Genomic DNA, 13136 nt, shown 5'->3' on the forward strand with positions numbered 1-13136 from the left:
TTTTATTGGGCGGCAGGCACCGAAGCCCCTTCGCTACAGTGGCCCGATGGCATCGGTCAAGAAATTCCAGGTCACCTTCGATTGCGCGGAACCCGGACGCGTCGCGCGTTTCTGGTCCGACGTGTTGGGCTACGACGTAACGCTGCCGCCGGATGGCGGGACAAGTGGGCCGCGTGCGCCGATCCCACGGGTGCGGGTCCGCGCATGTACTTCCAGCGCGTCCCCGAAGGGAAGGTCGTCAAGAACCGGGTGCACCTCGACGTCCGGGCCGGCACCGGACTCGTCGGAGAAGAACGCCTGGCCGTGCTCAAGGCCGAATGCGAGCGCCTGGTCGCGCTCGGCGCGGTATGCGTGGAGGTGCTGCTCGCCGACGAGGAGAACGAGTCGTGCATCGTGATGCAGGACATCGAGGGCAACGAGTTCTGCCTCGACTGATCTAGAGCTCGATGAGCGCCCGCATCGCGTCGCGTTCGATGCGTGAGAGTTCGTGGAGGAGGGAACCGGCGGCCACGAGGTTCTCCTCGTCGCCGGATTCGCCTGCCGCCGCGACGAGTGCGGCCACCTGCGTCCAGAGGGCGGCGGCCGCCGCGTACAGATTGTGTCCGGTGCGCAGGTGGCGGCTGTCGTTCAACTGGACGCATTCGGCAAGGAAGTCGCGGTAGAGATTACGGAAGAGGGCACCGCCCGTTCCGGCTTTCTCCATGAGGACGGCGGCTCGGGGCAGGTCCTCCTGCGGATTGCCGCTGCGCCGCAGCCACTTCGGCACGAGCCCGGCGGCCTTCTCGATGCCCCGGTGGCCGAGGTTGGCGATGGGCGGGTTCAGGAAGGCGTCGGCACAGGACTTGATCGCGGGGACGATGTGTCCCCACGGTGAGACCGGGTCGCCGGACGCCGTGATGGTGAAGGAGCGGTGCCGGGCGGTCATCGGACCGCGCTCGGCCCGGGCCCTGGCGAGCCCGGCGAGGCCGGTCGTGACGGCTCCGCCCTGAGGGGCGGTGTCCACCAGGTAGGCATCCTGATCGTCGTAGCCGTACATGGCCACGACGTGCCCGCCGAAGTGCACCTTGGTGGTGAAGTAATCCAGGTGGTAGCTGTCGAGTTGCAGGCCGACCGGCCGGCCGCCGTCGATGGGTGCCGCCACGTTCCGCCACGCCTTGCGCGGGGACGTGGTCTCCCGGACGTGCAGGTCGAGCCCGAGGGCGGCGGTGAGGTTCCTGGTGAGCTCGAACGGCTTGACCCGGCCTCCCAGGAAGGGGAAGCCCATGTTCTTGCCGTCCCAGTAGACGAAGGACAGCCCGGAACCGAGGCCGAACAGCATGGGATCGGACAGGTCGAGTCCGTCATGCCGCAGCAGCACGCCCAGCGCCGTCGTCTGGCAGTGCTGCGTCCCGCGGACGTCGATGTCTTCGATCACGGCCATGCCGCACATTCTGCTCACCCCGGCCGGGCGCGCAGGGCGCGGGTGGGAGAATCGGCCGGTGAACGATCACTGCTGCGAGACGATGACGCGCCGGCTCGCATGGCGCTGCGAGACCCACACCGACGTGTACGCCTGCCCGGACGCGCTCGTCGTCTACAGCGCGAGGTTCCGGGAGTACGGGCTGGTCGTCCACGACGGAGGGACCTCGTCCATCGGGATCGACTTCTGTCCTTGGTGCGGGCTGCGGCTGCCGGAGTCGGAGCGGGACCGGTGGTTCGAGGAGCTGGAGGCGCGGGGCATCGACCCGTGGGAGGACGACGTCCCGGCCGAGTTCCAGGACGGCACCTGGCTGCGCTCGCCGTCCGGCGCCGTCGCCGCCGCGCTCCCCGGACCCCCGGCACCGAGCGGCCGGGAGAGAAGGTGAGCCGACCGCTCCTGTTCCTGGACGTGGACGGGCCGCTCAATCCCTACGCGGCCCAGCCGGAGCGGCGCCCCGACGGGTACACCACGCTCCGGGTGCCCCGGGACGGCGATCCGGACGGCTCGCCGTCGCTCCGCCGGCGCCCCCTGCGCGTCTGGCTCGCCCCGGAGCACGGGCCGGCACTGCTCCGGCTCGGCTACGAACTCTGCTGGGCCACCACGTGGATGGCGGAGGCCAACCGCTGGATCGCCCCGGTGCTCGGCCTCCCCGCGCTCCCGTTCGTCGACTTCGGCGAGGCCCTGTTCCGGGAGCGGCCCGACGGGGTCCACTGGAAGACCGCTCCGCTGGTGGAGTACGCGGCGGGCCGCCCGTTCGCCTGGGTCGACGACGAACAGAGCGGCGCGGACGAGGCGTACGTGACCGCCCACCACCCCGGACGCGCCCTCCTGCACCACGTCAACCCCCGACTCGGCCTCCGGAACCCCGACTTCCGCACCCTCGCCGACTTCGCCCGCTCGCCGGCCGCCCCGCGCCCCACGGACTGAGCCGGGCGGCGTTGCGCTCACGTGCCGTCGGCGAGGCGGATGCTGAGCTGCGTCCCCAATTCCCGGAAGCCCAGTGCGAGCGCGACCCGCCTCGACGCGTGCGTCCGCGCTCGCCACTGCGGGAGGAGCCCGGCGTCCAGCGCACGGGCCACCGCCGCGGACGCCACCACTCGCGCGAGCCCCCGGCCACGGGCGTCCGGCGCGACCAGGACGCTGAGGTGGGCGACCGATCGCGGCCAGGCGCGGAAGCCGGCCGCGGCGATCACGTCGTCGCCGTCGCGGAGAACGCACGCGGGAGAGGTGATCTCCGCCAAGCCGCTTTCCTCCACGTCCTCCTCGCCGGCGCGGGCCGGCAGTACCGCCGACCGGTCGCCGTCGCATGGCGTCACCTCCACCGCGGCGCCTTCGTCCCGGCGGCGGAAGGCGGTCCGGTCGAGGTAGTGGAGGGAGGCGGGTCCCCGTACGTCGAGGAGGGGGAGCGTGCCGCGCAGGCGGTCCGGGTCGACGAGTTCGCCGGGCGACAGCTCGTCCGCGGCATCCGCGAGCAGGGCGGCGGTCCGGGTGTTCGGCGCGGTGGCTATCCCGGCCCCGTCGAGCACCACGATCCCCGTCCACGACGGCGGGCAGAGCCGTGAGCGCGGGGAGACCGCCACGTCCACGTCGGGCGTGGTGGGGAACCGGACCGGCGCGGACGCCAGTTCGGTCCACAGTTCCCGGGCCCGGTGCGGCAAGAGGTCGGCGGGCATGGCCCTAGCGTGCCGGAAAGCTCGTCCGTCCACGGTTCGGTGAGCGCCGAACCGTCCGGCCTATAGCGTGCGGAGGCCCGCGCGGGAGACGCCCGCGCCGATGACGCCGGAGGCCCCCGTGCCGGATACGGACCTGAAACAGCGGCTCGCCGAGCGGTTCCGCGAGGTCAACGGTGACCATCCGATGACCGGTGCCGACGACGCCTACGTCAGCGCCCAGTTCGTCACCCTGGAGGAGCTGTGCGCGGCGCACGGCCGTGACGCCGACGCGGTCCGCCGGCTGATGCTCGGGCGGCGGCTGCCGCTGCCGGGGTACCTGCGTTCCGACGGAGCCGAGATGGTGCCGGCCGACCTGTTCGCCCTCGCCGACGAGGCGGGTGGCGTGGAACTGCTCGAAGGGTGGTTCACCGCGCACTGGGCCGACCCGGCCGCCGGGGAGGCGGAGTGGAACGCGTACCTGAGCGGACAGTACGTGTGTCTGCGTTCGGTGACCCCGGTCGCCATCCGGCGGAAGGAGTACCTGACGGCCGCGATCGGCGCGGCGGCGGGCGAGCCGGACGCCGGTTCGGCGCGGTGGTCGGCGCGGCTGCACGCTCTGGTCGACGAACTGGACGCGCTGGAGCCGGCGTTCACCGCCTACGACCGGCTCCGGTTCGGCGGTCCCACGTCCCGGGACATCTGCGTCGACGCGGTGCGGGCGCGCTTTCCCCGGCGGTGATCCCGGGGCGCGGCCGGAAGGGTCGCCGCTCTCTTCGGGCCGAGGGGGCTGCTGACCGAGCGGGAACGGCGGTCTCCCTTTCGCGCGCGGCTTGTGCTGGACTGTACCGACGTAGTCCCTGTCCCCGTCCTTGTCCGCACACGGCACTGGGGTGCATGCGATGCCTCTTGAGGGCGAGTACGAGCCGAGTCCGGCGCAGTGGGTGCGCGAGCAGGTCGAGTTGTACGAGAGGTCGGGTGGCACCGAGGGCACGACGCTCTGGGACACCGGCCTGCCGGTCGTCATCGTCACGATGCGCGGTGCGAAGAGCGGCAGGATCCGCAAGGTTCCGCTGATGCGCGTGGAGCACGAGGGGCGGTACGCGGCGGTAGCCTCGAAGGGCGGCTTCCCGCGCCACCCGGTCTGGTACTTCAACCTCAAGGCCGACCCGCGGGTGGACCTCCAGGACGGCCCCGAACGCCGGTCCATGGTGGCCCGTGAGCTGGCCGGGGAGGAGAGGGCCCAGTGGTGGCGGCGCGCGGTCGCCGCGTATCCGGCGTACGCCGAGTACCAGGAGAAGACCGACCGGGTGATCCCGGTCTTCGTGCTCGAACCCGAGCCGGTGTAGGCCCCGGCGGCGCTGAGGGACCGGATTCCGCGCCGGGCGGGACGGCCGGGCCCCTTTCGCGGGCTCGCCGTCAGCGTCCACGCGCCTGAGCGTGCCGTTGCCGCAGCCCTCGGTTGGGCATGCGTTCCGCCTCGTCCGCGGCGGGCGACGGCCGTCCGACGTCGGCACGCGGTCTCGTGCGGTGCCGCGGCCGAGTGGACCGGCGGGCCGGTCGACCGGGCTGATCCGTCAGCCGCACCGGCCGGTCAGTCGAGCCGGATCGGGCCGGATCGGGCCGGTCAGCCAGGCCGAACCGGTCAGCCGGACCGGGCCGTCAGCCTGCCAGGCCGGTCAGCCGGACCGGGCCGTCAGCCTGCCAGGCCCTCAGCCAGGCCCGGTCGTCAGCCCGTCACCGCTCCTTCTGCGCCAGCCGCAGCAAGTGGTCGGCCAGCGCCTGGCCGCCCGTCGGGTCGCGGCTGATCAGCAGGACCGTGTCGTCGCCGGCGATGGTGCCGATGATCTCGTGGACGCCCGCCTGGTCGATGGCGGAGGCGAAGAACTGGGCGGCGCCCGGCGGGGTGCGGAGGACTACGAGGTTGGCGGACGCCTCGGCGGAGATGAGGAGCTCGGCGGCGAGGCGGCCCATGCGGGCCTCGGTCGCCGACTCGCCGAGGGGCGCGCGGGGGGTGCGGTCGCCGCCCTCGCCCGGGACGGCGTAGATGAGTTCGCCGCCCGTGTTGCGGATCTTGACGGCGCCCAGTTCGTCGAGGTCGCGGGAGAGCGTGGCCTGGGTGACGGAGAGGCCGTCGTCGGCGAGCAGCCGGGCGAGCTGGCTCTGGGAACGGACGGCCTGCCGGCTGAGGATGTCCACGATCCGGCGGTGGCGTGCGGTGCGGGTCTGCGGCACGGCCTGCCCGCCGTGGACCGGCTCGGTCTCCTGCGCCTCGGTCATCGTCTCGTCAGTCTCCGGATCGTGGTTCTCCTGAGCCCCCCGTCAGGGCTGCGGCGGCCGCCCCTCCCCCGGCGGCGCCGGCGGCGGCGTCGAGGACGCCGGGGAGCGCCCGGAGGAACGTCTCCACCTCATCTTCCGTGATGATCAGTGGAGGAGCCAGCCGCACCACGTCGGGCGCGACCGCGTTCACCAGGAGACCGGCTTCCTGAGCCGCCCGCTGCACATCCGGTGCGAAGGGCTTGGAAAGGACAATACCCAGCAGCAGGCCCGCGCCACGGACGTGGTCGACGAGTGGGTGGCCGAGCGCAGCGATCCCGTCACGGAGCAGAGTCCCGGTCCGGCCGGCGCGCGCCGGAATGTCCTCGGCGGCGAGGGTGTCGAGGACGGCGAGGGCGGCGGCGCAGGCGACGGGGTTGCCGCCGAACGTCGAGCCGTGCTGACCGGGGGTCAGCAGGCCGGCCGCCTCGCCGAAGGCGAGGGTCGCGCCGATGGGGAGGCCGCCGCCGAGGCCCTTGGCGAGGGTGACGACGTCGGGTTCGACGCCCTGGGCGAGGTGCTCGAACCAGTGGCCGGTGCGGCCGATACCTGTCTGGATCTCGTCCAGGACGAGCAGGGCCCCGGCCGCCCGGGTGATCTCACGGGCCGCCGCGAGGTAGCCGGGCGGTGGGACGACGACGCCGTTCTCGCCCTGGACGGGTTCGAGGACGACGGCGGCGGTCTGTTCCGTCACGGCGGCGCGCAGGGCGTCGGCGTCGCCGTAGGGGACGTGGGTGACGCCGCCGGGCAGCGGGAGGAAGGGCTGCTGTTTGGCCGGCTGGCCGGTGAGGGCGAGGGCGCCCATCGTGCGGCCGTGGAACCCGCCGTGCGCGGCGACGACGTGCGGCCGCCCGGTCCGCCGGGCGATCTTGAACGCGGCCTCGACCGCCTCCGCCCCGGAGTTGGAGAAGAACACCCTGCCCTCGCGGCCCGCCAGCTCCAGCAGCCGCTCGGCCAGCGCCACCGGCGGCTCGGCCACGTACAGGTTCGACACGTGCCCGAGCGTCGCGATCTGGTCGGAGACCGCGCGGACCACGGCCGGGTGGGCGTGGCCGAGCGCGTTGACGGCGATACCGCCGACGAAGTCGAGGTACGCCTTGCCGTCGGCGTCCCAGACCGTGCTGCCCTCGCCGCGCACGAGCGGGACGCGTGGGGTGCCGTAGTTGTCCATCAGGGCGTGCTGCCAGCGGCGGGTCAGGGTGGCGTTGGTCGGTTTCACGTCGGGCCGCTTCGTGTCGGTGGCGGTCGTCGTCATGAGGTTCCCCCAGGCTGATCGGCGTCCGTGTCCGTACTCTCCGGGCCGTCCGGACTCTCCAGGCCGTCCGGGACGACCATCGTCCCGATCCCCTCGTCCGTGAAGATCTCCAGCAGGATCGAGTGCTGCACCCGCCCGTCGATGACACGGGCGTTGGCGACTCCGTTGCGGACGGCGTGCAGACAGCCCTCCATCTTGGGCACCATGCCGCTCGACAGTTCCGGGAGCAGCGCTTCCAGTTCGCTCGCGGTGAGGCGGCTGATGACGTCGTCGCTGTGCGGCCAGTCCGCGTAGAGCCCCTCGACGTCGGTGAGGACCATCAGGGTCTCGGCGCCGAGGGCGGCGGCGAGCGCGGCGGCGGCGGTGTCGGCGTTGACGTTGTAGACGTGTCCGTCCTCGGCGCTGCGGGCGATCGAGGAGACGACGGGGATCCGGCCGTTGTCGAGGAGGGCCTGGACGGCGCCGGTGTCGATGGCGGTGATCTCGCCGACGCGCCCGAGGTCCACGCGTTCGCCGTCGATGCGGGCGTAGTGCCGGGTGGCGGTCATGGTGTGGGCGTCCTCGCCGGTGAGGCCGACGGCGAGGGGGCCGTGCCGGTTGAGCAGGCCGACGAGTTCGCGCTGCACCTGTCCGGCGAGGACCATCCGGACGACGTCCATCGCCTCCGGCGTGGTGACCCGCAGGCCCGCCTTGAACTCGGACGCGATCCCGAACCGGTCGAGCTGCGCGCTGATCTGCGGCCCGCCCCCGTGCACGACGACCGGACGGAGCCCGGCGTGCCGGAGGAAGACGACGTCCTGGGCGAAGGCGGCCTTCAAGTCGTCGTCCACCATGGCGTTTCCGCCGAACTTGATGACGACCGTCTTGCCGTGGTGCCGCGTCAGCCAGGGCAGCGCCTCGACGAGGGTGCGGGCCTTGGGGAGGGCGGTGTGTTTGCGGGTGCTGCCGCTACCGCTGGTGGTCGTGGTGCTCATGAGGAGTAGGCGCTGTTCTCGTGGACGTAGTCGGCGGTGAGGTCGTTGGCCCAGATGACGGCGGATTCGCCGCCCTCGGCCAGGTCGGCGGTGATGCGGACTTCGCGGTAGCGCATGTCGACGAGGTCGCGGTCGTCACCGACGGAACCGTTGCGGCAGACCCACACGTCGTTGATCGCCACGTTCAGCCTGTCCGGATCGAAGGCCGCGGACGTGGTGCCGATCGCGGACAGCACCCGGCCCCAGTTGGGATCCTCGCCGTGCAACGCGCACTTGAGGAGGTTATTGCGGGCGATGGACCGGCCCACCTCCACCGCGTCCTCCTCCGACGCCGCGTTGATCACCTCGATGCGGATGTCCTTGCTCGCCCCTTCCGCGTCCCCGATCAGCTGCCGGGCCAGGTCGTCGCAGACCTCGCGCACGGCATCGGTGAACGCGGCGGCGTCCGGAGAGATACCCGAGGCGGCCGAGGACAGCAGCAGGACGGTGTCGTTGGTGGACATACAGCCGTCGGAGTCGACCCGGTCGAAGGTGGTACGGACGGCCGCGCGCAGGGCCTCGTCCAGGCCGGGGGCGTCGACGTCCGCGTCGGTGGTGAGGACGACGAGCATGGTGGCCAGGCCCGGCGCGAGCATCCCCGCACCCTTGGCCATACCCCCCACCACCCAGCCGTCCCGCTCCACGACGGCCGTCTTGTGCACCGTGTCCGTCGTCTTGATCGCGATGGCGGCCTTCTCACCGCCGTGCGCCGACAGGCTCGCCGCGGCCTTCTCCACGCCCGGCAGCAGCTTGTCCATGGGCAGCCGGACGCCGATCAGACCGGTGGAGGCCACCGCCACCTCGCCGGCGCCGCAGCCGAGCACCTCTGCCGCCTTCTCCGCCGTCGCGTGGGTGTCCTGGAAACCGGCGGGGCCGGTGCAGGCGTTGGCGCCACCGGAGTTGAGGACGACGGCCGCCACCTCCCCCGACCTCAGCACCCGCTGCGACCACAACACCGGAGCCGCCTTGACCCGGTTGGAAGTGAACACCCCCGCCGCCGCCCGACCCGGACCCCGATTCACCACCAACGCCACATCCGGCGCACCACTGTCCTTCAGCCCGGCAGCCACACCCGCCGCCGTGAACCCCTTCGCCGCCGTCACACTCACGGAGCCACCCCTGTCGTGGAAAGTCCCAGCTCCTCGGCCAGCCCGAGGGCGATGTTCATGCTCTGCACCGCACCACCGGCAGTGCCCTTGGTCAGATTGTCGATCGCACTGACCGCGATCACACGCCGCGCGGACTCGTCCAGGACGACCTGGACCTGCGCGGCGTTGGACCCGGTCACCGCCCCGGTCGACGGCCAGCACCCCTCGGGCAGCAGACGGGCGAACGGCTCGCCGCCGTACGCCTTCTCATACGCCGCGCGCACGGCGCCGGCGGTGACACCGGGCAACGCCCTGGCACTGCACGTGGCCAGGATCCCGCGGGGCATGGGCGCCAGCGTCGGCGTGAACGACACACTCACCGGCCCACCCGCCACAGCGGCGAGATTCTGCGCGATCTCCGGCGTATGCCGATGCCCACCCCCCACCCCGTACGGACTCATCGACCCCATCACCTCACTGCCCAGCAGATGCGGCTTGACCGCCTTGCCCGCCCCGGAGGTACCCGACGCCGCCACGACCACCGCCTCCGGCTCCACCAACCCCGCCCCGAAAGCAGGCCACAACGCCAACGACACCGCCGTCGGATAACACCCCGGCACCGCCACCCGCCGCACCCCCCGCAACGCCTCCCGCCCCCCGGGCAACTCCGGCAACCCATACGGCCACACCCCCGCATACGGCGACCCGTAGAACCGCACCCACTCCCCCGCATCCCGCAACCGGAAATCCGCACCACAATCGATAACCAGGACGTCCGGGCCCAGCCGCTCGGCGACCGCGGCCGACCGCCCGTGCGGCAGGGCCAGGAAGACGACGTCATGCCCGGCGAGCGCCTCGGCGGAGGTCTCCTGGAGGACCCGGTCGGCCAGCGCAGGCAGATGGGGCTGCACCTCACCGAGCGTCCGGCCGGCGCTGCTGTTGCCGGTCAGCGCCCCGATCTCGACACGGGGGTGCCCGAGCAGCAGACGCAGCACTTCGCCGCCCGCGTACCCGCTCGCTCCGGCCACTGCCGCTCGTATCGCCATCGGGGTGCCTCCTTCTCGATGGCATGACTATACGAATGGAAGAAGATTTATGCAATAGCGTGCGGCGACAGGCGGGGGGAGTGCCCCGGTCCCGCCCTTTCGCCGTTTCTCGCAGGGGCTACGCCCCCGCACCCCCCGAGCGCGCCTGCGGCGCGCGTCCTCTAAGGGGCGCGGGGGCTCCCCGCAGAAACGGCGAAAGGGCGGGACCGGGGAAGGACCCGCCAGAAACACCAGAGCGAGGAAATCGGTTTCCCGGGCCCGGGTCCGACCGGGGATACTGCCGCATGGCCGTCACACAGCAACTCGCCCGGGTGAGCGGGGAATATCTGGAGCGCTGCCGCGCCACGGCGGTGGCCCGTCCCGACGCCGATCCGGACTGGTACCCACCGGTCGACGACCTGCTCGACCTCGACTGGGCACCATCGCCCCTCATCGACGTCTTCGGGCTCGCCGGAGTGGCACCGTCCACGCGCGCGGCACTCGTCCGCGCGCTGGACGGTGACCCGGAGGTCGACGTCTCGTACCTCCGCCACCCGGAGGCGACGGGCTGCTTCGGGCCCCCGCCCACGGCTCTGGCTCCGGAATCGGTGGCCGGTGTCGCGGCCGAACTCACCGCGCTGGACGGGGTCGAGGTGCTGGCCGCGATCCCCGCGGACCGCTACGCGGCCCTCGTCGGCGACGGCTTCACAGGCGACCCGTCGGCCTATCTGACCACCCACTTCACGGCGCTCAGGGACTTCTACGAGAACGCGGCGCGGCGGGGCCTGTTCGTCGTGCTGTGGTGGGACTGAGCGCGCCCGCCCACCCGCACCCAGGCACCGGCCGGGCCTCCGGCGCCACCGTCAGGGCCGCGGACGGAGTCGTCGACGGGAGCGTGCGCAGTGTCCGCAGCGGCGAGCAGAGGACCGGGAGGAACGCGCCCGCCATGCACACCGCGCCCGTCCACGCCGCGGCGCGGACGCCCACGTACTCGCCGACAAGGCCGCCGAGCGCGGAGCCGATGGCGAGCGCTCCGGTCAGCAGGAAACGGAAGGTGGCGTTCATGCGGCCGGAGAGGGAGTCCGGGGTGAGGTGCTGGCGGAGGCTGACGCCGAGGACGTTGTCAATCCCTGTCTTCGTCATGGTGATCAGCCAGCCGGCGCCGGCCAGCCAGAGCCACGGACCGCGCCCGACCAGTCCCACGGTCAGGGCGGCGGGGGCGACCCACAGCCCGGCCAGTCCCAGGGTGCGCCCGTGGCCGAGGCGTCCGCCGAGGCGGCGGGCGCAGGCCGCGCCGAGGAGGAGTCCGACGCCGCCGATCGCCCAGTACAGACCGAGCGCCCCGACGGGGAGGTGCAGCCGGCGGGTGAACAGCACCGGCAGCATGGAGTTGATCATCTGCGCGCCGAGGTTGGCGAGCGTCCCGGTGAGCACGAGGGCGCGCAGCTCCGGGCTGCCGAAGACGTGCCGCAGCCCCTCCGCCACCTCGGCCCGCAGCCGACGGCGGGCGGCCGGCGCCGGGGCGGGCGCGCCCTGGCCGATCCGGGTGAGGCCGAGGGCCGAGGCCAGATAGGCGAGGGCGCCGCCCGCTATCGCCAGGGGGGCGGTGAACAGTTGCACAAGGAAGCCGCCGGCGCCGCGTCCCGCGATGGCGGCGCCGGCCATCAGGCTCACGATCACGGAGTTCGCCCGGACCAGGCGTTCGCGGCCGACGAGCGCCGGCAGGATGCTCTGCGAACCGACGTCGAAGAACACGGTGGCGCACCCGTTGAGCAGCACCACGGCGTACAACTGCGACAGTGACAGGGCGTCCAGCCACCAGGCGACGGGGACGGAGGCGAGCAGCGCGGCGCGGGCGGCGTCGGCGGCCACCAGGACGCGTCGTCCCGGCATCCGGTCCAGCCAGGCGCCCGCGGGCAGGCCGATCAGCAGGAAGGCGACGGTGGACAACGCGGCCAGTGCGCCCGCCTGTCCGGGGCTCGCGTCGAGGGTGGTGACGGCGAGCAGCGGAATCGCGACGTAGCCGACGTTGGTGCCGAGGTGGCTGAAGACGTCGGCGGCGAAGAGCGTGCGGAACTCGCGCAGGTGCCACGGGGAATCGGGTGCTGGGGTCATGCGGTGCACAGTGCGGGCCCGCCCGCCACCGCACCCACTGATTTAGCCTGGGCTGAAATGATCGAGTTCGAGTTCGGTACGGAAGACCTGGCCCATACGCGCTTCGCGCTGTCCCCGCTCTGGGAGGTGATGGCGAGCGTGCGCGTGCTGAAGGGCGTGGACGAGCAGGGCCTGCACCGCCCGTGGGTGGAGCGGGTGCGGCCGCGGATCGCCGCGGCGGACGTCGATTTCTCCCCGCTGTTCGACCTGGTTCCCGTACCGACGCGTTCGCCCTGGTCGGGCTGTGTCCCGGGGTTCGTGTGCCCACCGCCCGCGACCCCATTGCCGTCCCTGCGGGTGGAGTTGGCGATGGTCCGGGCCACCCCGCCGGCGATGCTGCGGACCACCGGCCGGGTGCCGGCCGCGCGCCTGGCGGCGCTGCGCGCGGATCCGGCACGGGAGCTCGGCCGGCTGACGGACGTCATCGAGGCGTACTGGGAGCTGGCGCTGGCCCCCTACTGGGCACGCGTCCTCACCCTGCTGGAGGACGACATCCGCTACCGGGCGGTACGTCTGGTGGAGGGCGGCACGCAGCACCTGTTCGCGGACCTGGACCCGCAGATCACCTGGGCGGGGGGCAGTCTGCGCCTGGAGCACCGGTCCGTCCACGGACCGCGCCGGCTCGACGGGCGGGGCCTGCTGCTGATGCCCTCCGCGTTCGTCTGGCCGCGCGTCTTCTCGACGATGACCGACGACGCGCCGCAGCCCGCGCTGCGCTATCCCCCGCGCGGCATCGGCACGTTGTGGCACGCGCGCCCGACGACGGTGTCGGAGGCCCTGGCGGGTGTGGTCGGCCGTTCCCGCGCGACGCTCCTCGCCGAACTGGCGGCCCCCGCCTCGACCACCGATCTCGCCCGCCGCACCGGCCTCACGCCCGGCGGCGTCTCCCAGCACCTGACCGCCCTGCGCACGGCCGGGCTGGTGAGCGCCCACCGCATGGGACGACAGGTGCTGTACGCGCGCACCCGGGCCGGGGAGACGGTGGTGGAGGCGGCCGGCTCGGGGGGCTGAGCGCGCGCCGGGCGCCGGGCGGGACACGGCGCACCGTGGGGAAGTGGCCGTCGGTGGCCCGGACGTCGGCGCAGTGTGAACACGCCGAGCAGCACGGCGGGGTCGGGCGCGGCCTCGGCGAACGCGGCTAGTTGGGGCGCGTGCCGGGTTGCCGAGGCGTGGCTGC

General features: G+C 72.9%; 14 protein-coding genes and 1 pseudogene. 7 read left to right on the plus strand and 8 right to left on the minus strand.

Translation table 11 applies throughout. The features are described 5' to 3' along the window. The first annotated feature begins 46 nt into the window (after positions 1–46). A pseudogene (locus tag J7W19_RS05445) lies at positions 47–435 on the plus strand (VOC family protein). A gap of 1 nt (position 436) precedes the next feature. Here J7W19_RS05445 and J7W19_RS05450 read toward each other — a convergent pair. Next, on the minus strand, positions 437–1420 hold the full coding sequence (locus J7W19_RS05450; protein WP_004952165.1) for a BtrH N-terminal domain-containing protein: 984 nt from the start codon (positions 1418–1420) through the stop codon (positions 437–439). A gap of 58 nt (positions 1421–1478) precedes the next feature. Here J7W19_RS05450 and J7W19_RS05455 point away from each other — a divergent pair, with 58 nt between their 5' ends. Both J7W19_RS05455 and J7W19_RS05460 read left to right on the plus strand, forming a co-directional pair. Continuing rightward, positions 1479–1844 (plus strand): DUF6980 family protein, encoded by a 366-nt coding sequence (locus tag J7W19_RS05455; protein WP_004952166.1) that lies wholly within the window; start codon positions 1479–1481, stop codon positions 1842–1844. Continuing rightward, positions 1841–2386, plus strand: coding sequence for a hypothetical protein (locus tag J7W19_RS05460; RefSeq protein WP_004952167.1), 546 nt, complete (start codon positions 1841–1843; stop codon positions 2384–2386). The genes J7W19_RS05455 and J7W19_RS05460 overlap by 4 nt, the downstream gene beginning before the upstream one ends. A gap of 17 nt (positions 2387–2403) precedes the next feature. On the opposite strand, the gene J7W19_RS05465 is transcribed toward J7W19_RS05460, so the two are convergent. Then, the gene (locus J7W19_RS05465) at positions 2404–3132 is read right to left on the minus strand and encodes a GNAT family N-acetyltransferase (protein WP_004952168.1); all 729 of its coding nucleotides are present in this window, start codon (positions 3130–3132) and stop codon (positions 2404–2406) included. A gap of 118 nt (positions 3133–3250) precedes the next feature. On the opposite strand from J7W19_RS05465, the gene J7W19_RS05470 reads away from it, so the two are divergent. Then, positions 3251–3850, plus strand: a complete 600-nt coding sequence (locus J7W19_RS05470; RefSeq protein WP_040892004.1) for a DUF6058 family natural product biosynthesis protein — start codon at positions 3251–3253, stop codon at positions 3848–3850. A 160-nt stretch (positions 3851–4010) separates the two neighbouring features. Beyond that, positions 4011–4457: a nitroreductase family deazaflavin-dependent oxidoreductase gene (locus tag J7W19_RS05475; RefSeq protein WP_004952170.1), complete on the plus strand. Its 447-nt coding sequence runs from the start codon at positions 4011–4013 to the stop codon at positions 4455–4457. Positions 4458–4845: 388 nt separating this feature from the next. On the opposite strand, the gene J7W19_RS05480 is transcribed toward J7W19_RS05475, so the two are convergent. Genes J7W19_RS05480 through argC form a run of 5 tightly spaced genes read right to left on the minus strand, consistent with a single transcriptional unit; the run spans position 4846 to position 9826 of the window. Beyond that, positions 4846–5388 (minus strand): arginine repressor, encoded by a 543-nt coding sequence (locus tag J7W19_RS05480; RefSeq protein WP_004952171.1) that lies wholly within the window; start codon positions 5386–5388, stop codon positions 4846–4848. A gap of 7 nt (positions 5389–5395) precedes the next feature. Then, complete coding sequence (locus tag J7W19_RS05485; protein WP_210455283.1) at positions 5396–6679, minus strand: acetylornithine transaminase; 1284 nt, start codon at positions 6677–6679, stop codon at positions 5396–5398. Next, positions 6676–7653: an acetylglutamate kinase gene (gene argB / locus J7W19_RS05490; protein WP_004956498.1), complete on the minus strand. Its 978-nt coding sequence runs from the start codon at positions 7651–7653 to the stop codon at positions 6676–6678. The genes J7W19_RS05485 and argB overlap by 4 nt, the downstream gene beginning before the upstream one ends. Beyond that, entirely contained in the window at positions 7650–8801 is a 1152-nt protein-coding gene (gene argJ, locus J7W19_RS05495; RefSeq protein WP_210455285.1) for a bifunctional glutamate N-acetyltransferase/amino-acid acetyltransferase ArgJ, read from the minus strand. The genes argB and argJ overlap by 4 nt, the downstream gene beginning before the upstream one ends. Then, complete coding sequence (gene argC / locus J7W19_RS05500) at positions 8798–9826, minus strand: N-acetyl-gamma-glutamyl-phosphate reductase (protein WP_210455287.1); 1029 nt, start codon at positions 9824–9826, stop codon at positions 8798–8800. The genes argJ and argC overlap by 4 nt, the downstream gene beginning before the upstream one ends. A 284-nt stretch (positions 9827–10110) precedes the next feature. On the opposite strand from argC, the gene J7W19_RS05505 reads away from it, so the two are divergent. Then, positions 10111–10617, plus strand: a complete 507-nt coding sequence (locus tag J7W19_RS05505; protein ID WP_004954731.1) for a hypothetical protein — start codon at positions 10111–10113, stop codon at positions 10615–10617. Here J7W19_RS05505 and J7W19_RS05510 read toward each other — a convergent pair. After that, entirely contained in the window at positions 10556–11920 is a 1365-nt protein-coding gene (locus J7W19_RS05510) for an MFS transporter (protein ID WP_004954728.1), read from the minus strand. The two genes, J7W19_RS05505 and J7W19_RS05510, sit on opposite strands and share 62 nt — an antisense overlap. 57 nt (positions 11921–11977) lie before the next feature. Between J7W19_RS05510 and J7W19_RS05515 the strand changes: the two genes are divergently transcribed. Further along, on the plus strand, positions 11978–12970 hold the full coding sequence (locus tag J7W19_RS05515) for an ArsR/SmtB family transcription factor (RefSeq protein WP_004954726.1): 993 nt from the start codon (positions 11978–11980) through the stop codon (positions 12968–12970). Positions 12971–13136 lie beyond the last annotated feature (166 nt).

The organism is Streptomyces mobaraensis NBRC 13819 = DSM 40847 (genome assembly GCF_017916255.1).
In the GTDB taxonomy this organism is placed as follows: Bacteria; Actinomycetota; Actinomycetes; order Streptomycetales; family Streptomycetaceae; genus Streptomyces; species Streptomyces mobaraensis.